Genomic DNA, 19,829 nt, shown 5'->3' with positions numbered 1-19,829 from the left:
TAATATTGAGGGCCTATGCGATGAGGTGTCATATTCAACAAAAATTAAACCCGTGTTAGTAGGCTATTTGAGCCACTAATATGGCGGGTTATTCCGCTAAAATAATGCTCGTGTCTGACGTGTATTTTGAAACCCTTACTTCGATAACTTCGCCGCAGTTGCGTGCCGATATGCTTGAGATGTGGCAGCGCAATACCGAGCTTGGGGCGGCGATTGGTGTTCGCCCAGGTGATCCGATTAGTCGATATGGGGAGCTTCTTGCTGGGCACGAACAGGATATGGCTGATGGTCGTGGTTGGCTGTATGTTATGCGTGACTCGAGCACGCAGCAGCTTTTAGGTTTTGCGTGGTGGATTGTTGGCATCCCGGAGGGCCAGCCTCAACATATTGCGACGATTAAGCGGTTGCAGGTCAGCCCCGATTTCCACGGGCGCGGTCTAGGGCGCATGTTGATGGAGCACCTGCATTCTCCGGAGGTACTTGCCTCGTTGGGTGCGGACATTGAATTTTTACATTTGCAGTTCCGGGCTGGGCTGGGTCTCGGGAAGCTCTATGCTCGGTACGGGTATGAATTGAACGTTCGGTGGGATGTGATTCGGCGGAACGACGACGGATCCTATGAAGGCTGGATGGAAATGATTCGTCGCCGCGACGGCAAGCCGATGCCGGAACCCCGCTGGTGAGTGCTAGTTATTTACGGGAACAGTGAGTTTGACGAGCACACTGGGCAGGGTACGCACCAAGTAGGCAGTTAGGTCCTCATCGTGGTGGGTCAGCGCAAGGATCATGGATCGTTCAGCGAGTGCGAGGATCATGTTGACTAAGTCCGGGGCAGAGAGAATACTGCGTCTGCCGATGTCGGAAAGTTTTGATTCAATGACTGCAGAAAGCTGCTTCTTGAAGGCTTCAGCACCTTCATATAGTGGGTTTTCTTTGTTGTGAGCACGGGCCAGATATGTTGAAAACTCAGTGAGAAGAAGGTAGAAATCCCGAGAAATTGGGAGTGCGGCGAGAATTCTCGAGGCTAGTAGTTTGGTGCTGGTGAGGGTCTCATCATCGGATGAGCCGTGAATAATAGGGATGTCTTTTGAAGCGAACGCATCCATTGTGGTGGTGAGAATTCGACCCCACTGGTCCTCGGCTAGTATTTGAATGAAGTGATCCATGTCAGCAAAATTCGAATAGAAAGCGCCTCGGGAAAATCCGGCTACTTCGCAAATATCTCCTACCGAGGTTCCGAGGATGCCGTTTTGAACGAACAGTATCGAACCGGCTTCGAGAAGTTTTGCACGGGTACGTTGCCGGCGCGTTGACAGCGGTGTCGCTGTTAGTTTTTCGATGGCCTCTCGCCTAATCGAGCGGACATGAATTGCCATAGACATACTCCTTTATCTTCCGTTTTAGTCTACCCCATCACTCGATACACATGTGTATTGAAACTGCAAGATACAGACGTGTATCGTGAATATCTGGTACAGCTAGAAGGAGAATCCGACATGATGACACGGTTGAAAGGCCCACGGTTGGGAACTGCAATTGTCATATTTGCAGTTGCGCTAATTCCGCTGCTATATGCGGGCTTGTTGACTATGACTTATCAAAATCCAACAAATCGTCTTGACGACATGACTGCCGCGATTGTTAATGAAGACCAGGCATATACCGGAACATTGGTGACCGGCAAGCAGGAAACTTTCTCACTGGGACATGAATTGACCGATGCACTGGTACATCCGAAAGACGGTGAAGACGTCGGCTTCTCATGGAAAGAAATGTCTGAATCAGACGCGTTAGCTCAGATGAATGACGAACGAGTGCGTGCCATTTTGTATATTCCGCACGATTTTTCGAAGAACGTAGCGAAGATCGGTACTGATATTGGATCTTCCGCAACCCAAGAGTTGCGTTTAGTTACCGACGACGGCGTGAACTATCTGGCTGGAACCATGGCTAAAACCGTGTCTGAGGCGATGACGAACCGGATTAATGAACGCGGTGCGACTCGAATCACCGAACGGCTTCTCGTTTCGATTGAGAAGATCCGTGGCGGTCTGCATGACGCTGCCGATGGTTCAACGAAGTTAGCTGATGGCACTGTCAAACTTAACGATGGCGTCAGGAAATTCGATGATGGCATCGGAAAACTCTCCCAAGGAACACGTGACCTTTCGCAGGGAACTGGACGCCTCGTCGTCGGTATGAATGACCTTGCGAACGGAACAGTAACGTTGCGTAATGGATTGGCTACGCTCGACGACGGAACTGGGCGCGCGGCTGATGGTTCGCAAAAACTATCGCTGGGCTTAACCGAACTCAACTCGGGTGTTAATAAAGTAGCATCGGGTTCGAGCGAACTACACAATGGTGCGGAACAACTTGCCCAGGGTGTCCATAAGTTGAATGCCAACACCGGCAAACTTGGTGCTGGTGTGAAGCAGTTGGCGGATGGATCTGGCAAATTAGCTCCTGGAATCGCGGCGTACACTAACGGCGTCGATCAGGCGCAAGCTGGAAGCGCCAAGTTACAACAGGCTGCTCAAGCACTACCTGGCGCTATCGAGAAAATGAGTGCAGGCTTAGGTCAGGCTGGAGATTTTGATCCGACTAAGCCGGAGACCGCTAAAAAGAGTCTGATGGCTGGAACAGAAGCTCTCAATGCTGGTCTTAAAAAATTACACGATGGCGTCACTGTAGGAAAAGATGGCAAGCCATCTCTCCAAGATGGTGCTACTCAGCTAGCTGGAGTGACTGATATTGTTGCCGAATCGCTGAAGTATGTTGATACGAGCGACGCTACTAAGCTCGCAGCTGGTACTAGATCGTTCGATAAGTCTTTGCATGATTACACCACTGGCATTGACGAGCTTGCGGAGCAGTGTAAACCGCAAGATTCGGAGATGTGCCAGAAAATAAAGGCATTGTCTTCATCGTCGCAAAAACTCCGCGAAAGTAGCTGGGCCCTGGTCAAGGGCGCTGATTCGATCACCGGGAAGCTTAAGGGTTTTGCACCGTTCACTGAGGTCATCAACACGATCGCGCAAGGCGCACAGGCTGTCAAGGACGGTGTCAACCAGGTTGCGGCAGGTTCGGAGAAGCTTGCGCAGGGAAGTGATCAGCTGACCCAAAACATGGCTAAGGCTAGTGCTGGGGTAGGACAGCTCAAGACGAAGCTTGGAACGGCGTCGTCGTCAAATGATGGTACTCTCCTTGGTGGTATTAACGATCTGAGTACAGGATTAGCAAAAATCAGCGGAGTAAACGGAACCCAGTCCGCTCAACTGCGTGATGGAGCACAGGCGCTCGCTGGCGGAATCGGCAAGCTGACGGGGAAGTTGCCAGAGCTAACTGATGGTGTGAACAAGCTCGATGCCGGTGCGCAAAAACTTGCTGACGGTTCCACGGGGCTTGTTACTGGCATGACCAAACTATCCGAGGGCTCGCAGAAGGCTGCCAGCTCGGCACAAGAATTAGCCTCCGGAATTGGTAAGCTGAAGAACGGTACTCAATCGGCACGTTCTGGTTCACAGAAACTTGCTGACGGTGCGCAAACTGCTCAGCAAGGTGCGGGTGCGCTAGACTCCGGAGCTCGCAAGCTGAACGACGGCGCGCAGACTGCTCAAGAAAAGGTCGGCGAACTTGCTGATGGGGCAACCAAGTTGAACGACGGCGCAACAAAACTTCGCAACGGCTTAACTGAAGGTTCTGGAAAGATCCCACAACTATCGAATGCTGATCAGCAGAATGTTTCGGCAACGGCTGGAAAGGTTGCTGAAGTTAAGACAGAACGGCTACACGCAGTTGCAAATAACGGCGCTGGATTTACTCCGATGTTTATGTCGCTCGCATTGTGGATTGGCACAATCGCACTGTTCTTGGTCTTGCCAGCTCTCGATCATGATGAACGCGCTCGCGGTCGATGGGTCCAAGCAGTGACGAAGCCGGCAGTAACAGCAACCATGTTGGCTGTGGTTCAGGCTGTTGTGATGATGGTTGTAGTCAATGCGATGGGCGAATTGCATGTTGCGAACTTGGCTGGGTTGAGTGCGTTGGCGGTTCTCGCCAGTATCTGTTTCATGGCAGTCAACCAGGCGTGTGTTGCGGCCTTCGCGTTCCGCGGTCGGTTCTTGTCTATCGTTTTGCTGAGCTTGCAGATCACCTCGATGGGAGCAACGTTCCCAATCGAAACTGCGCCGAAGTTCTTCCAGTGGATCCACTGGCTCTTGCCGATGAGTGATACTCAGCTTGCCTTCCGGTCGCTGATTGCTGGTGGTGGCGTGGATGGAATTGTTGGCAAGACGGTTCTAGTTCTCTTGCTGTGGACGGTGGTTGCGGTAGCGATTAGCTTCTTCGCTTCGAAGGTTCGGACGAAGAAGAATGTAGCGATGGCTCATGATGAAGCCTTAGCTCCAACTGCTGGATAACTTCTACTGATGTGACGTAGGCTCCCTAGTTTTTGCTAGGGAGCCTACTGAGCTATAAGGATCTATTGGGATAGATCCTGTGGTGGCTACTTACCGGCAAGTGCAGTTTTGTATGCGGTATCGAGATCGGTGACAGCGTCACGCACTTGTTGCACTGTTGAGTGAGGGTTGAGCTCTACTCCAACTGCTTTAGTGATGTGTTTGTTCAAACCGTGGTAGGTGACAAAAGCTTTCTTTCCGAGAATGTTTGTGTCACGATCCCAACGAGTCTTCCAGATTTTCTTCGTCAGCTCGTTTTTCACGTAGACGGTTGCAGTGTCTGTTGGAGCGATTTCTGGGTATTCAGAAACACGTGCCAGAACATCTTGAAGGTCTTTGATGGACTCTTTGAGCTGTGCCTCAGTTGAGGTAAGGTTCGTCAAACGAATAACTGCGCGGGTGACGGCGAAACCGATCTCAACGTGAGCAGCTTGAACTTTGTCTTTCAGCTTCGTTGCCGCAGTATCGATTGTCAGGCCAATATTGGTTGCAAGCTCGGCACGAGCCAGGATGGTCTTAGCATCAAAAGCTGGAATATTTCCGGAAGCGAGGGCAAGGATTTCTCCTTGCAATTCACTGAGAGTCTTAAAAAGTTCGTTGAACTCCTTGCTCCACTTGATGTCTGGACGCGCAACTTTGGCGGCATCAGCGATTTCAGTGACATGCTTCATTGTTTCTTCTACGGCTTCAGCTTTTTCTTTAGCCTCTGCCTGAATTTGCTTTTCTTGATTTTCCCCTGTGTTTGCAGTGAGAGAAACTAAGCTAACAGCAGGATAAGAGACTGTTGTTGCATGTGCTACCGGAGCAGCAAGATGAGGAATCAAAAGAGATGCTGAAAGTGCTACGGCGATAAGCGATTTCTTCATTGGCACTCCAAAAACTAAAAATGAAAATTGACATAACTGCGAAATGTGAATATTTCGCAGTAATTAAAATTGTATAAGAAAAACCGCGATCCGTATAGACCTATGTCACATCTTGAACAGTTTTATGAAACTGGTGGCATTGGGGTTTACTGTTTATCTAGCAATTAGCTAAGGAAAGTCTCACGTTAAAAAAATGGCGGAAATTCGCGGTTTTCCCATATCTAGAAACTGTAATTGTCTGATAAAGGTAAATCGGGGCGCTTGTGGGTTTGAATATATTTACCCACTGTCACAAAATGGATGTGTATACGTTACTTTTGTCCTAGGAGATTACTTGTATTCAATGGCGATACATGCGGTAACATTCGTGCCGTCTACTGAGTCTATCGGTGGCTCAAACGTCCTTTCTGCATTAGTAGGTATCTTGCCGCTGATTGCATTCTTTATCATGCTTGGGGTTTTCAAAGTTAAAACACATTGGTGTGCACTTGGGTCTTTGGTCATTGCGTTATTGATCGCAGTGTTCGGGTTCCATATGCCAACAAGCATGGCAGTAAATTCAGCGCTCTTTGGTGCGGCATTCGGTATCATGCCCATTCTCTACATTGTTATCGCGGCGGTGTGGTTATATAACCTTACTGTCGATTCAGGCAGGGATGAAGATGTTCGTGCAGTATTCTCTGCGGTTGGAAAAGGTGACATTCGCATTCAAGGTCTTCTTTTAGGTTTCTCTTTTTGTGGACTTCTGGAAGGCTTGGCAGGTTTCGGGGCGCCGGTAGCGATCGTTGCCGCCATGCTAGTGTCGCTGCGAATTAACCCGATAAAGGCAGCACTTGTAACTATGGTTGGAAATGCTATCAATGTTGGTTTTGGTGCAATGGCCATCCCGATTACAACAGCGGGTAAAATTGGTGGAGTTGCCGCTACTGAAGTAGCGAATACTGCCTCATCAATGACTCCATGGATTATTATCATAATCCCTTTCTTACTGCTCTTCATTCTTGATGGTATGCGCGGTATTCGGCAATTATGGCATATTGCCCTCCTCCAAGGATTCATAACAGCATGTGGACATTTCGTGGCAGCACACTATGTTTCATATGAGTTGACAGCTGTATTCGCTTCACTCCTTGGATTTGGTGTTGTTGCTGGAGCCCTGGTCTATTTGAATCCAATTACTCCGGATGATTGGCGTTCTGAAGTCTCCGTTGAAGGCAGGCCAAGTGCTAGCCGAATCACTCTAGCGCTCATGCCATACTGGCTTGTTGTGGTAATTTTCTCTATTGCTAAACTATGGACTCTTGGTATCAATATCCCGGAATTATTTGCACAAACAACGATAAAAATTCAGTGGCCGGGTCTCTACGGCTCTTTACTAAACAATGCCGGTGAACCTTCATCTGGAGCTATTCTTAGTATCCAAACACTAGCCAATCCTGGAACTATGCTCGCTGTTACAGCACTTATCGTATCTGCTGTTTATGGGGCGAACTCCACGTCACGGTTTACGTTTAGCTTTAGCCGTGGACTTCACGTGTTAGGGCATACTATTCATTCGTTGCGTTGGTCATTGTTTACAATCGCTCTTGTTATGGCACTTGCATATGTTATGAATTTCTCCGGTCAAACTGCTGCTATCGGAGCGGCTCTCGCGGCGACGGGTTCAGCTTTCGCTTTTCTTTCTCCAGTTCTTGGTTGGATTGGGACTGCCGTAACAGGTTCTGCGACTTCGGCAAATGCACTCTTCGCCTCGCTGCAATCAACCGCAGCCACAGGAGCGCAGCTTGATCCACATGTTCTCCTCTCCGCCAATTCCATCGGCGGTGGCCTTGGGAAGATCGTATCTCCACAGAATCTAGCAATTGCAGCAACTGCTATTAACAAGCCTGGGTCAGAAGCTGAGATTCTTCGTAAGGCCGCTCCGTTCTCAATCGGTCTCCTTATGATTCTCTGTTTACTAACTTTCTTAGGCACACAGGGCATTTTGCCAATCGTTCAATAAGTTTTATCAACGTATCTACATGCATAGATAAGAAAGATTAAGAAATGAAAGTAGCACTATTTGCAACATGTATTGCGGACGCCATGTTTCCACAGGCTCCGCAAGCAACAATGCATCTTCTTAAGAGGCTTGGAGTTGAGGTCGATTTTCCAGAAAGCCAAGCTTGCTGTGGGCAGATGCATATCAACACGGGTTACTATCCCGAATCAATGCCTTTGATCAAGAATCACGTCAAAACTTTTGAACCTGTGCTCGACGGCGAATGGGATGCCATTGTTGTTCCCTCGGGTTCATGTACCGGTTCTATTCGCGAACAGCAGGAAATGGTTGCTGATAAGCTTGGTGATCATGCTTTGGCTTCCAAAGCAGCGGCGATTGCGAAGAAGACATACGAACTTTCTGAATTCCTTGTTGACGTTATGGGGACCGATGATGTTGGAGCATATTTTGCGCACCGCGTGACCTATCATCCAACATGCCATTCTTTACGTGTTGCCAAAGTTGGTGACAAACCTTTGCAGTTACTCCGCAAAGTTGGCGGCATTGATCTCATCGAATTGCCAAGCGCAGAATCGTGCTGTGGGTTCGGTGGGACATTCGCACTGAAAAACCATGAGACATCCGCGTCGATGCTAACTGACAAAATGAACAATATTATTGCCACCAAGGCTGATGTTCTCGTTGCCGGTGACTATTCATGTTTAATGAATATTGCTGGTGGTCTCTCTCGGAATCGAGCTGGTGTGCGCGCTATGCACCTTGCTGAAGTCCTTGCTGGTACACAGAATGAGCCATGGGTGGCTCCAGAATCTACCACGAAAGCTGGTGTGTAATGGCTACATTTTTAGGTTTGCCAAAGATATTCGGCAAAGGTCATGAGCAGTGGGTCCAAGGTGATGCATTGCCTGAACATACTTTGGAGTGGGGAACAAGTTTCCCACAAGGAGCTGCTGTTACATTACGCGATAACCAACTGCGTAAGAACCTGCGCCATGCAACAACTGTTATTCGCAATAAACGTGCTGAGCGAGTAGAAGAAATGCCTGATTGGCAGGCTCTACGTGATGCCGGTTCAGCAATCAAGCATAAAACGATGAGTAATCTTCCAGAGCTGCTTGTTCAGTTGGAAGAGAATGTCACTAAACGAGGTGGCATTGTTCATTGGGCGCGGGATAAGAAGGAAGCTAATGAGATCATCCTTGGCATCCTTCGGGAAAAGAACGCTAAAGAAGTTGTCAAAGTAAAGTCGATGGCAACTCAGGAAATTAACCTCAATGAAGAACTTGCTAAAGAAGGAATCGTTGCACACGAAACCGACTTGGCAGAAATGATTGTTCAGCTCGGCAAAGACATGCCGTCACACATCGTGGTGCCAGCAATTCACCGCAACCGTGCAGAGATTCGTGAGATCTTCAACCGGGAAATGACTGACTTGGAAGAACCAATTGAGACGACGGAACCGCGTGTTTTGGCGATGGCTGCACGTGCTCACTTGCGTGAGTTGTTCCTTAAGACCAAGGTGGCTATCTCAGGTTCTAACATGATGGTTGCTGAGACTGGAACGCTTTCGGTGTTTGAGTCTGAAGGTAACGGTCGTATGTGTTTGACCCTTCCAGAAACACTGATCTCTTTGGTTGGCATTGAAAAGCTCGTCCCAACATTCAAGGATGCGGAAGTCTTCGCTCAACTTCTTCCACGCTCATCAACAGGTGAGCGCATGAACCCATACACCTCGATGTGGACGGGTGTTACTCCAGGTGACGGACCGCAAGAGTTCCATCTCGTTTTGTTGGACAACGGCCGTACTAAGGTCTTGGCTGACGAAGTTGGACGCCAAGCATTGCATTGCATCCGCTGTGCAGCGTGTATGAACGCCTGCCCAGTTTACGAGCATGTTGGTGGACACGCCTACAATTCGGTTTATCCGGGACCGATCGGCGCAATTCTGACTCCGCAACTTCTTGGCGCGATGGATCATAATGATCCGGCGTCGTCCTTGCCTTATGCGTCGTCGCTGTGTGGTGCCTGCTATGAAGTGTGTCCGGTCAAAATTAATATTCCAGAAGTCCTTGTTGATCTGCGCCATCGGATTACCGAAGCTAATCGTGGAGGTATTCCAGATGTTTGGGACGTGTCTATGAAGGCAGCTTCGAAGGTTATGGGCAATGGTAAGGTTTGGGCTGCTGCGACTAAGGGTATGAAGGCTGGACGTGTTGTTGCCGGTAAGGATCGCAAGATTCATAATGTGCCGATTCCATTAGCTAACCGGTGGACAATGGTTCGCGATGTTCCAGCTCCACCGTCGCGGACATTCCGTGAATGGCTCAAAGAAGAAGGAAAGAAGGAGAACGAGAAGTGAGTGCACGTGAAGAGATTTTGCAACGTATCAAAGATGCGCTTGCTATCTCCCAAGGAGAACCTGCGCCGGAGCCACCACGGAACTACATTCAGGAAGGTGAATTCCCGCCAGGAGCCCCAGAAGTAATCGAGGACTTGATCGAGAAACTCGTTGATTACACTGCGGTTGTTGTGACCACTGATGAGGCTGGTATTCCAGATGCAATCGATGCGTATCTGGAAGATGCGTCTTCCGTCGTCGTCCCACATGGTTTGGATGAAAAATGGAAGAAGGCGGCTGGCCGTAACAACCGTACTGTTCAGGAAGACTCTCGTGAGAAGCCGTTAGGTAACTATGATCTGGACAAGATCGATGCTGTTGTGACTGCTTCGCGGGTAGCGATCTCCATGTCTGGCACGATTATCCTTGATGGTGAGCCGGACCAGGGACGTCGTGCGATCACGTTGGTGCCAGATAGTCACGTGATCGTCTTGCGGGCGAAGGATATTTATCCGACTGTTCCGCAGGCGGTGTCAGTTCTGAATGAGAACCCGACTCGGCCTATCACGTGGATTGCTGGACCTTCGGCAACCTCAGATATCGAACTGGTTCGAGTCGACGGCGTTCACGGACCACGTAACTTGCGAGTTATTATCGTGACTGATTGAGTCTTGCTACACCAAAATCTCTATCGGGGTACGATGAATTCATCGTACCCCGATAGACTTTAAATTGTTACTTCAGGAGTTTGGTCTACATCGTAATAGGTTAATGCGTAAGAATCTGGAACGGTCCACGTATCTGGAGAATCGATAAAATTAAGCAACATTCGCCATGCTCCGCCCTCTGATGCCGCTCGTTCATCGCCTAAAGATTTTGAAACCTGTATTTGTTTAAGCGTGCTTGTTAGTACGCGTTCATCAATTTCTGCTTGTAGTTCTTTTTTCATATGAGGGAATAAGTCAGCAAATATTCCGCCAAGGCGTACTTCTGGTAGGTCAAAAAGATTTAGACTTGCGGCAATCGCTTTTCCTAGAATTGTTCCAACGTTACTCATTGCTGTTAAGGCTTGAGGATCATTTCTATGTAAAGCGGCATAGAGGTGGGCTATTGGTGCATCACTAGGAAAACCAGCTTGTCTCATGATGTAGCGGCGTCCAGCGACGGTTTCAAGACAGCCCGTAGAGCCACAAGAACAAATAACATCATTTTCAGTGATAGCTATATGTCCAATTTCTCCCGCAAATCCACGAGCACCAGTATAGATAACACCGTTACGGACTATTGCTGATCCGATACCGGAGGAACCGGAAATATATAGAAAGCTATTTTTTGAATCGTTATGACGTCGCAAGTGGATAAGTTCATTAAATCCTTCGAGATTTATAGAATTTTCGAAATGAACTTTATAAGGGTTTGAGCTGGTGAACTCATTAAGCATGTCTGGAAGAGAAATGTTTTTCCATGACATTGAAGGAGCAGAAAATAGTACTCCGTCGTTTTCCGAGACGAGGCCAGGAAATCCGCAAGTTATGCCAACAAGATTCATGTGGCTCGAACGGATTTGTTTTTCATGCTTTTTTAGACTGTTGACCAAGAGTGGAAAAACGTTTTCAGGTAAGGGCTGGTCAATAAATTCGTGAATATGTTCCGATAAGATTTTTCCGCGTAAATCGACGATACACGTTCGAACGGAAGAGTCTGAAATTTCGGCTCCTATTGTGACATGGGTGTGTGCGGCTGCGCTTAGAGGTACAGAAGGACGGCCTGCGCTAGTTGTACGCTCTGTTGGTTGTTCGACAAGAATTCCATAGTGAATCAATGTGTCGACGAGACGTGTGACAGTAGACTTATTAAGTCTTGTTTTAGCGGCAAGATCGGCACGAGATAAGGGAGTATTTGATGTAATAGCAGCTCGAGCTAGGAGCGATAGATTGTAGTTCCTAACTTTTTCAATGCCAGTACCGACAGGGGAACGCATAGAGTGTGTGAAGTGGTTTATTGTCATATTTTTCTAAGCTCTTTTCCAATCTAATTATGCCACCACTATTTAATTGTTACATGATTTTATTTAATGTGATTACGGGTGTTCAGCTGACGAAAATAGCGTAACTATGGATGAAATATGGTGTGTTTTGTTAAATCGTTGCATTTAATGTGACCCACGTCTATACTATTTATTGCAAGGAGCAACTAATGGGGGTTGTTATGCGTGAGCTAGTTGCAGGTGTTGATTCCTCAACCCAGTCATGTAAGGTCATGATTAGAGATGCACATACTGGCGCACTTGTGCGCTCTGGTGTGGCACATCATCAAACGGGAACAGAGGTATCTCCCGAAGTTTGGGAAAAAGCTTTACATGAAGCGATTCATCAAGCAGGTGGATTAGAAGACGTCAATTCACTTGCTGTTGCGGGGCAACAGCATGGAATGGTCACTCTTGATGAACATGGTGAAGTGGTGCGAAATGCGATCTTGTGGAACGATACTCGTTCGGCTCAAGATGCGGATGATCTTATTTCTGAATTAGGCGATGGTGACTATTCAGTAGGAAAGAACAGGTTTGTTGAGCGCACGGGGGTAGTGCCGGTTGCTTCTTTTACGATAACCAAGTTGCGTTGGTTGGCAAGAGAAGAACCTCAATCTTTAGACCGAACAAGAGCTGTCTGCTTACCGCATGATTGGCTTACCTGGAAATTACGGAACACGACAGATCTAGACTTGTTAGCAACTGATCGGTCGGATGTTTCAGGAACTGGCTATGCTTCATCTTCGGCAGAAAATTATGATCGCCAGCTCTTAGGTTTAGCCTTGAAGTCACAAGAATGTGCCAACGATCTGATATTACCAAACATTGGAAAACCCAATGAAATCATCGGAACGATGAGGAATGGTAAAAAGGAAATATGCTTGGCTGCTGGGTGTGGCGACAATGCTGGAGCCGCACTGGGGCTTTCGACTGGCTCTGGAGAAGTAGTGCTTTCAATTGGTACATCGGGAGTAGTGTCTTTAGTGAGCGATAAACCGGTTAAAGATATTACGGGTGCGGTTGCTGGATTTGCGGATGCTTCTGGCAGATATTTGCCACTGGTGGCTACATTGAACGCATCTCGAGTTGTAGATGCATATGCGAATTTATTAGGCGTTAGTCATCGTGAGTTTGATCGATTGGCTTTGAGTGCTCCACCAGGGGCAGAAGGATTGGTTTGTATACCGTATTTAGAAGGAGAGCGGACACCGAATTTACCCCATGCGAGTGGTGAGCTTTACGGTATAAGGAATAATAATTTTTCGCCATCAAATGTTGCTCGCGCAGCTATTGAAGGAATGCTCTGCGGGGTTAGTGAAGGCATCCATGCAATGCGGAGTTTAGGTGTGGATATTTCCCAAGTTACTCTCATTGGTGGTGGGGCAAGGTCGGAAGCGGTACGTCGCATTGCACCAATTGTTCTCGGGATGCCAGTAAAAGTCCCTGAACGCGGTGAATATGTAGCAGACGGAGCTGCTTTGCAGGCTGCATGGGCATATTTTGGTCAGAAATATCCGCCAGTTTGGACGCCACGTCTTTCCTCGGAATTTTCCGGGACATACCATCCATTCATATTAGAACGCTATCGCAATATTGCACTGTCGGTACAAGAAAGAAAGCTGAAATATTTTCATGGCTAAGGAACCAAAATGAAAAATAAGAGAATTCCACAAGAAGTCGGCATTATTGCGGTCGTAATTATTGTTGGTGTAGTGCTGTCATTCGCGGCATCTGCATTCTGTACGGTCGACAATATGATGGTCTTGCTTTTGAATGGAACAGTTGTTTTATTCTTAGCTTTAGGACAATCTTTCGTTCTCTTAACAGGAGGAATCGACTTATCCGTTGGTTCTAATATTGCACTAACCGGAGTTATCGCCGCATTGACTATGCAAGCCGGTGTTCCGTGGTGGGGTGCGGCGATTGTTGCTCTTATAGTGGGGGCAGGAGTGGGTCTCTTTAACGGTGTTTTAGTCCACTGGGGCAACATGCCACCATTCATCGTAACTTTTGCAACATTTGGGATATCTGCATCAATACCTAAAATTCTTACCAATGGGTCATCTGTGCCGATCTCAGATAAAATGTTTGCATTTTTCGGTCGAGGGTCAATCTTTGGAATTCCAGTTCCGGTAATTTTAGTAGCAATTACTGCAATCATGCTGGGGCTGTATTTGAAGAAAACCGCTCAAGGTGTGCATATTTATGCTGTTGGTGGTAATCGTGAAACAGCGAGGTTGTCAGGCATAAACGTTGGGAAAACGACGATACTTGTATATGTGGTTTCTGGAATTTGCTCAGCTTTCGGCGGAATTATAACTGCATCACGGTTAATGGTAGGTTATCCAACAGCTGGAGCAGGTACGGAACAGTTTTATTCGATTGCATCTGCCGTCGTTGGCGGTGTAAGCCTATTTGGTGGTGTAGGAACAATTTTAGGTGCCGTTTTTGGTGCAATTCTTATTGCGGAAGTTTCCAACGGCATGAATGTTATTGGAGTTAGTGCATACTGGCAACCACTTGTCATTGGAGTAATTATTCTCCTTGGTGTTCTTATAGATTCGAATCGACGAAATATTTCAATTTTTTCACTTTTCAAAAAACGAAAAGAAACTGTTTCTGATGGCATTGCTCATTAGAACTCAGGTCAATCAGCCAAACTAATCAAAACAGCGTTGTTTTTACTAAGGAGAAACCAATGAAGCGAATAGTTATTCTCGCTATTGTAGCTGCAGGAGCATTATCAATGAGCGCCTGTGGAGCTATCGATACAGGATCAGGAGAGGCAAAACCCACAAAAGCTGGTGAAAAAGCTACCTCCTTACCAGAGGGCTGTAAGTCAGATTCGCCAATTTTAGGAGTCTTACTGCCAAATCTAACGAATCCATATTATGTTGCTATGCAGGAAGGATTTGAAGAACAGGGTAAAGAACAAGGATTTACTGTAGATGTTTCTATCGCCAATGACGATGATTCAAATCAGTTAGCGCAAGCACAGGCTTTACTCCAGAAAAAGCCATGTGCTATTGCATTAAATCCTGTCAATTCAGATCCATCAGCGGCAATCGTCAAACTTGCTAACGACGCAGGTGTTCCTGTGTTTAATGTGAATGTTGGTGTTTCTGAAACTGCTATGAGTAATCAAGATGCTTCAATCGTTCAATATCTTGGTGCTGATAATGCAGGCGGTGGAACAGTTATTGGTGAACAGGTACTCAAAGACTTTGGGGATGATGCTGAGCTACATGTTGGCTTAGTAACTGCGCCAGATCAAACTATTGTCGTCGAAAGAGATGATGCATTTAAGAAAGCACTCGAAAAGAATAGCCATGCAACAGTTGATGCGACTGTTGATGGAAAAGTTCAGCTAGATACAGCGCTCAACGTGACATCATCTATGCTCCAAGGAAATCCTGACATGAACGTAATTTTTGCTTCTACGGGACCTGCTGCACAGGGGGCACTTGAAGCAGTAAAAGCTTCCGGACGAGATGTTAAAGTCTATGGTTTCTGCGCTTCGGAACTACCACTGACAGAAACATACCCTGGTTGTGTTGCGCAAGAACCAAAAGATTACGGAAAACGTGTTGTTGATCAGATCAAGATGTTTATTAGTGACGGAAAAGTTGATGCTGAAATTTTACGTCCATTGAAGTTGTTCGTAACCGGACAAACTCCTGCGCCAGGTGAGGTTGGCTGATCAATATGAGTGAGAAGAAGATGCCCGTTTCTAAAGTTGGATTTCAGGCGGTGAATTTAACAAAACATTTCGCAGGCGTGCCAGCCTTGGCGGGCATCTCCTTCGATCTAAAGCCTGGTGAAATTGTTGGTTTGGTTGGGCATAATGGCGCTGGTAAGTCTACGTTATTGAAAGTTCTGGCAGGAGCTCATAAGCATGACGGGGGTGAGCTTTATCTTGACGGAAAGTCAGTGGTTTTTAGTAGTCCTGCGGAAGCAATTAGTCACGGTGTAAGTACTGTGTATCAAGAACTTTCGCTGATACCTAATTTAACGGTTCAAGAGAATATTTGGCTTGGAAGGGAACTATCTGGCATAGCAGGGTTACGGAAAGCAGAGATGCGCAAGTTTGCCCAACAAATGTTGAATGAGTTTCACCTAGAAATGGATGTTGATCGTTCGTTAGGTTCTTATCCGGTTGCAGCGCGACAAATGCTAGAAATAGCTATTGCGGCGACCAAAAACACTAAGTATCTGTTACTGGATGAACCTACGACTTCCCTCGAAGGCGAGCAGATCAGTAGGTTACTTGACTACGTCAAAGATATTGCGAAGCGCAAGAATGTGGGCGTATTGCTTGTTGATCACAAGTTAGATGAGTTGTATGAAGTCGCACACCGGATCGTGGCTTTAGTAGATGGCAAAGTAATCCTTGATGCCGACGCTGGATTAATTTCGCATGAAGAAGTTGTTCGGGCGATCGTTGGTGATGATATTGCAGATGCACAAGAAAAAGGTATGGATACTACACGAATAGGGAAAACTAGTGGTGAAGTAATCTTATCTATTTCAGATGTTCATGGTCCTCATTTGCAGGGTGTCTCATTCGATGCGCGAGAAGGACAGATCATCGGACTGTACGGCTTAGTTGGTGCGGGACGTACTGAACTATTGCGCTCGCTTATCGGTGTTGAGCCGATATATTCGGGTGAAGTTGAACTTTTCCGGGAGCGATATATTCCTAAAAATCCGGCAGATGCGATGAAATGTGGCTTTGCGTATCTCACTGAGGAACGAAAAATCGATGGCATAGTTCCAGGAATGTCAAGCCCTCAAAATATTGCATTGCCAGTTGTAACTCAGTTTTCGACAGGGGGGTGGATCAATAATGCCCGTTTGTCAAAAATGACATCAGAATTTTTGAACAGATTACACGTTCGAGGTAATACGCAGGGGCCGATTGTTGCTCTGTCTGGAGGGAACCAACAAAAGGTCTTAATTGCGAGAACACTAGCTCAGCAACCCAAAATTTTGTTATTGGATGAGCCGACAAAAGGTGTAGATATTGGAGTGAAATCGGAAATCCATTCGCTACTCAAATCAATGGTTGTTGATGAGGGAATGACACTTATCGTATCGTCTTCTGAAGAGGAAGAAATCCTTGAATTAGCTGATGTAGTGACAGTTTTTGCGCACGGTAAAACAGTTGCGAGTGCGATTCCGGTTGAGAATCTAACTGTTGCAAAACTTCGTGAGTTGGCCTGGATTACAACAGCAGAATCAATAAGTTGATGAAACGTTAGGTCTCTCAGTACCGAGCTAATAGTTGATTCTCATCGTGTTTCGTAGAGTTTCATTTAGTTCTAATCTGGGTTAATGGAGAGGTCGCTACTAGAAAATCCGAAAGCAACCCTTTCTTTGGACGCTATAGAAACTATGTCAAATATGGAAGAATCCCCAGTTCAGGACTTTTCTGTATATTAACACACAACGAATCACTAATGTGATGTGAATGGTTAAAATAATGACAATCAACTACATATGTACTAGTTACATCCAGCGTCATGGCTGGATTAGAATGTTGTCTTCAAGTGCTGCTAATCAAAATGAATAAGGCTAACAAACTGACTGAAGTGCAAAATAAATTGGGTGAAACTAAGCAGTAATTGAAGCTCGCTAGTATAGAGGTCAGAGTAGAAAAAGAACCTGGAAAATGCACAAGGAAAGGCAAAGATTAATATGCCACTTTTCGCTAACTCCAACTATTTCGATCGAGAATTCTGCTAATGAAGACGATTGTAGTAGACCAGATAAGGTTGCAAATAATGCCGGGGTGAAACCAACGAAGAACGCCTTTGCTAAGAATGGTGCAGATTTCGGTAGTTTGGTGGCTTTGATAGTGCTCACCTTTGCTGTCGGAGTGGGGATTATTGGCCGACGGAAGCATAGCTAACAAGAAAATTACCCTACAAAAAAGACAAATAATACTCCGCGGTTTATCCTTTATGAGTATTAAGTCTGTGACATAGTACGGAAAATCAGCGATTTTCGAGCTGTTATGTTGGAAAAAAGCTCGCTATCCGAAAGAATGACACTATGGATAGTGAAGATATAAACGATAGTAAAGTACAAGAAAATCAAGAAATTAAACCTTTAGACCCGACGTCGAGTGCGACGTCGGAACTCGCTGCAATCTTGTCTGTCGAGCATGAAATTAACGCCGCAGACATTCACGAGAAACCAATTGAGCTGGCGTCAGAAAACGAAGACGCATCAATCGCGTGGTCTGTTGTTGTTCCAGCGATGATCCTAGTCCTGGGTACTGTTGTGTGGGGACTTGCTGCGCCAGTAAACTTCTCACATGCTTCGAGCACCGCGTTTTCCTGGGTCCTAGGAAATCTTGGTTGGGCGTTCGTCTTATTTACAACAATCTTTGTTGCCTTCGTGGTAGTCATTGCTGCCAGTAAATTTGGTGCAATCAGACTAGGCGCGGCGGACGAACAGCCAGAATTCTCCAACTCCTCGTGGATTGCAATGATGTTCGCTGCCGGTATGGGGATTGGTTTGATGTTCTATGGAGCATCTGAACCGCTCGCTTTTTATCGCGACGGCGTGCCCGGGCACAACTCGCATGAGGTCGGGACTGCTATGGCAACCGCAATGTTCCATTGGACTTTGCACCCGTGGGCGATGTATGCCATTGTCGGTCTTGCTATTGCCTATTCAACCTATCGCGTGGGTCGCCGCCAACTTATTTCGGCTGCCTTCACTCCGTTGATCGGTGAAAAGCATGCGAATGGTTTTGTTGGAAAAGCTATCGATTCACTTTCGATTTTTGCTACTGTGTTTGGAACAGCGTGTTCCCTCGGTTTGGGTGCGTTGCAGATCCGTGCAGGGTTATCTGCCTCTGGGTTTGTGAGCAACCCTGGAACTGGCATTATTGTCACCATCGTTGGTGTTCTGACTCTTGCCTTCCTAATTTCGGCTATGTCTGGTGTTGGTAAAGGTATTCGCATCTTGTCAAACATCAACATGGTGTTTGCAGCTGCGCTCGCGATCTTTGTTTTCGCATTCGGTCCGACGATCGTCCAGCTCAACTTACTTCCAGGCTCGATGGGTGCCTACGCTTCGCAGTTCTTCGAAATGGCTGGCCGTACCGCATCAGCTGCTGATGGTACTGCTGGTGACTGGATTTCGTCTTGGACCATCTTCTACTGGGCTTGGTGGGTTTCATGGTCACCATTCGTCGGTATGTTTATTGCTCGTATTTCGCGTGGCCGCACGATCCGCGAATTCTGTACTGGTGTTTTGCTTGTGCCTGCAGGTCTTTCCACAGTTTGGTTCGCTATTTTCGGTGGTACCGCAATTTCGATGGAACAAGGTGGCAACAGCATTTATGCCGACGGCGTTCCCGAGTCCCAGCTCTTCAACCTGTTGCATTCGCTACCGGGTGGGTTCGTGATGGGTATTGTAGCCGTTTTGCTGCTCGCAACATTCTTTATCACGTCTGCTGATTCGGCGTCGACAGTTATGGGGTCCCTATCTCAAGGGGGGCGGGCTACCGCAACACCATGGCTCACTGGAGCTTGGGGCTTAGTGACCGCAATGATCGGATTGACACTGCTGGTTTCTGGTGGCGATCAGGCGTTACATTCGATTCAGAGTGTAACGATTGTGGCTGCGACCCCATTCCTGTTTGTGGTCTTCGCTTTAATGTTCGCAATTGTCAAGGATCTGCGTAACGATGTCATCTATCTTGACCAGCGCGAGCAGGAGCGTTTTAACCGCCAACTGGCTGTGGAGCGCCGCCATCACCGTGAACGTGAAGAACTCCGGTTGGCGAAGAAACGCATGGCTCGGATGAAGCATCCAACAGCTAAAGGATCAGCCAAGTCTGCTGCGAAAGCGGCTGACAAAGTAGCTACAAAATCTGGGCGTAAATAGTGCAAATTCAGTGGTTTGCTGGCGTAATAACTAGTAATTCACTCTAATGTGATGGGCGAGTCTTATATAGGCTCGCCCAAACCTATAAATAATACTGGGATAAGGTGGATTCACATTATCCTGTTGACAAGTGGGATGGGTTGTAGTAGCTTGAGGACTGATGAGTATTAGCACACTATGCTCTCAAACCTGTATATCATCACGCCTGCGGGCCTGCATGGAAAGGAAAATT

15 protein-coding genes are annotated in these 19,829 nt (G+C 47.0%); 11 read left to right on the top strand and 4 right to left on the bottom strand.

Features of this window, described 5'->3' with window-relative positions; translation table 11 throughout:
• The first annotated feature begins 110 nt into the window (after nt 1–110).
• Complete coding sequence (locus BLT51_RS02195; protein ID WP_157672862.1) at nt 111–683, top strand: GNAT family N-acetyltransferase; 573 nt, start codon at nt 111–113, stop codon at nt 681–683.
• A 3-nt stretch (nt 684–686) separates the two neighbouring features.
• On the opposite strand, the gene BLT51_RS02190 is transcribed toward BLT51_RS02195, so the two are convergent.
• Nucleotides 687–1,376 carry a TetR/AcrR family transcriptional regulator gene (locus tag BLT51_RS02190; RefSeq protein ID WP_091279373.1) on the bottom strand — a complete coding sequence of 230 codons (690 nt, stop codon included), beginning with the start codon at nt 1,374–1,376 and terminating at the stop codon, nt 687–689.
• Nucleotides 1,377–1,499: 123 nt separating this feature from the next.
• On the opposite strand from BLT51_RS02190, the gene BLT51_RS02185 reads away from it, so the two are divergent.
• Nucleotides 1,500–4,421: a YhgE/Pip domain-containing protein gene (locus BLT51_RS02185; protein WP_172801297.1), complete on the top strand. Its 2,922-nt coding sequence runs from the start codon at nt 1,500–1,502 to the stop codon at nt 4,419–4,421.
• A gap of 86 nt (nt 4,422–4,507) precedes the next feature.
• Here BLT51_RS02185 and BLT51_RS02180 read toward each other — a convergent pair whose 3' ends face one another.
• Nucleotides 4,508–5,326, bottom strand: a complete 819-nt coding sequence (locus BLT51_RS02180; protein WP_091279368.1) for a CAMP factor family pore-forming toxin — start codon at nt 5,324–5,326, stop codon at nt 4,508–4,510.
• A gap of 343 nt (nt 5,327–5,669) precedes the next feature.
• Between BLT51_RS02180 and BLT51_RS02175 the strand changes: the two genes are divergently transcribed.
• From BLT51_RS02175 to BLT51_RS02160, 4 genes are read left to right on the top strand one after another with little or no spacing between them, the layout of a single operon-like run.
• Nucleotides 5,670–7,328, top strand: coding sequence for an L-lactate permease (locus BLT51_RS02175; protein WP_091279366.1), 1,659 nt, complete (start codon nt 5,670–5,672; stop codon nt 7,326–7,328).
• 44 nt (nt 7,329–7,372) lie between these two features.
• Nucleotides 7,373–8,161: a (Fe-S)-binding protein gene (locus BLT51_RS02170; RefSeq protein WP_091279364.1), complete on the top strand. Its 789-nt coding sequence runs from the start codon at nt 7,373–7,375 to the stop codon at nt 8,159–8,161.
• Nucleotides 8,161–9,687, top strand: coding sequence for a LutB/LldF family L-lactate oxidation iron-sulfur protein (locus tag BLT51_RS02165; protein WP_091279361.1), 1,527 nt, complete (start codon nt 8,161–8,163; stop codon nt 9,685–9,687). The genes BLT51_RS02170 and BLT51_RS02165 overlap by 1 nt, the downstream gene beginning before the upstream one ends.
• Complete coding sequence (locus tag BLT51_RS02160; protein WP_231943962.1) at nt 9,684–10,334, top strand: LutC/YkgG family protein; 651 nt, start codon at nt 9,684–9,686, stop codon at nt 10,332–10,334. Before BLT51_RS02165 ends, BLT51_RS02160 begins: the two co-directional genes overlap by 4 nt.
• Nucleotides 10,335–10,393: 59 nt before the next feature.
• Here BLT51_RS02160 and BLT51_RS02155 read toward each other — a convergent pair whose 3' ends face one another.
• Nucleotides 10,394–11,647 (bottom strand): ROK family transcriptional regulator, encoded by a 1,254-nt coding sequence (locus tag BLT51_RS02155; protein WP_172801296.1) that lies wholly within the window; start codon nt 11,645–11,647, stop codon nt 10,394–10,396.
• Between the two features lie 215 nt (nt 11,648–11,862).
• Here BLT51_RS02155 and BLT51_RS02150 point away from each other — a divergent pair, with 215 nt between their 5' ends.
• From BLT51_RS02150 to BLT51_RS02135, 4 genes are read left to right on the top strand one after another with little or no spacing between them, the layout of a single operon-like run.
• Nucleotides 11,863–13,335: a xylulokinase gene (locus BLT51_RS02150; RefSeq protein ID WP_197672584.1), complete on the top strand. Its 1,473-nt coding sequence runs from the start codon at nt 11,863–11,865 to the stop codon at nt 13,333–13,335.
• Nucleotides 13,336–13,344: 9 nt separating this feature from the next.
• Nucleotides 13,345–14,334, top strand: a complete 990-nt coding sequence (locus BLT51_RS02145) for an ABC transporter permease (RefSeq protein ID WP_091279353.1) — start codon at nt 13,345–13,347, stop codon at nt 14,332–14,334.
• A gap of 59 nt (nt 14,335–14,393) precedes the next feature.
• Nucleotides 14,394–15,395 (top strand): substrate-binding domain-containing protein, encoded by a 1,002-nt coding sequence (locus tag BLT51_RS02140; protein ID WP_091279350.1) that lies wholly within the window; start codon nt 14,394–14,396, stop codon nt 15,393–15,395.
• A 5-nt stretch (nt 15,396–15,400) separates the two neighbouring features.
• Nucleotides 15,401–16,945: a sugar ABC transporter ATP-binding protein gene (locus BLT51_RS02135; RefSeq protein ID WP_231943961.1), complete on the top strand. Its 1,545-nt coding sequence runs from the start codon at nt 15,401–15,403 to the stop codon at nt 16,943–16,945.
• A gap of 396 nt (nt 16,946–17,341) precedes the next feature.
• On the opposite strand, the gene BLT51_RS09190 is transcribed toward BLT51_RS02135, so the two are convergent.
• Entirely contained in the window at nt 17,342–17,560 is a 219-nt protein-coding gene (locus BLT51_RS09190) for a hypothetical protein (RefSeq protein ID WP_172801295.1), read from the bottom strand.
• Nucleotides 17,561–17,749: 189 nt separating this feature from the next.
• Between BLT51_RS09190 and BLT51_RS02125 the strand changes: the two genes are divergently transcribed.
• Nucleotides 17,750–19,597, top strand: coding sequence for a BCCT family transporter (locus BLT51_RS02125; RefSeq protein WP_091279342.1), 1,848 nt, complete (start codon nt 17,750–17,752; stop codon nt 19,595–19,597).
• Nucleotides 19,598–19,829: the final 232 nt, after the last annotated feature.

It is taken from the genome of Arcanobacterium phocae (genome assembly GCF_900105865.1).
Classification (GTDB): Bacteria; Actinomycetota; Actinomycetes; order Actinomycetales; family Actinomycetaceae; genus Arcanobacterium; species Arcanobacterium phocae.
This window is presented reverse-complemented; position numbering and strand designations above follow the sequence as displayed.

What these genes read in the sequence shown, in the direction of transcription:
- BLT51_RS02190 (WP_091279373.1), bottom strand. Translation starts at nt 1,376, where the DNA reads ATGGCAATTCATGTCCGCTCGATTAGGCGAGAGGCCATCGAAAAACTA.
- BLT51_RS02185 (WP_172801297.1), top strand. Translation starts at nt 1,500, where the DNA reads ATGACACGGTTGAAAGGCCCACGGTTGGGAACTGCAATTGTCATATTT.
- BLT51_RS02180 (WP_091279368.1), bottom strand. Translation starts at nt 5,326, where the DNA reads ATGAAGAAATCGCTTATCGCCGTAGCACTTTCAGCATCTCTTTTGATT.
- BLT51_RS02175 (WP_091279366.1), top strand. Translation starts at nt 5,670, where the DNA reads ATGGCGATACATGCGGTAACATTCGTGCCGTCTACTGAGTCTATCGGT.
- BLT51_RS02170 (WP_091279364.1), top strand. Translation starts at nt 7,373, where the DNA reads ATGAAAGTAGCACTATTTGCAACATGTATTGCGGACGCCATGTTTCCA.
- BLT51_RS02165 (WP_091279361.1), top strand. Translation starts at nt 8,161, where the DNA reads ATGGCTACATTTTTAGGTTTGCCAAAGATATTCGGCAAAGGTCATGAG.
- BLT51_RS02155 (WP_172801296.1), bottom strand. Translation starts at nt 11,647, where the DNA reads ATGCGTTCCCCTGTCGGTACTGGCATTGAAAAAGTTAGGAACTACAAT.
- BLT51_RS02150 (WP_197672584.1), top strand. Translation starts at nt 11,863, where the DNA reads ATGGGGGTTGTTATGCGTGAGCTAGTTGCAGGTGTTGATTCCTCAACC.
- BLT51_RS02145 (WP_091279353.1), top strand. Translation starts at nt 13,345, where the DNA reads ATGAAAAATAAGAGAATTCCACAAGAAGTCGGCATTATTGCGGTCGTA.
- BLT51_RS02140 (WP_091279350.1), top strand. Translation starts at nt 14,394, where the DNA reads ATGAAGCGAATAGTTATTCTCGCTATTGTAGCTGCAGGAGCATTATCA.
- BLT51_RS02135 (WP_231943961.1), top strand. Translation starts at nt 15,401, where the DNA reads ATGAGTGAGAAGAAGATGCCCGTTTCTAAAGTTGGATTTCAGGCGGTG.
- BLT51_RS02125 (WP_091279342.1), top strand. Translation starts at nt 17,750, where the DNA reads ATGGATAGTGAAGATATAAACGATAGTAAAGTACAAGAAAATCAAGAA.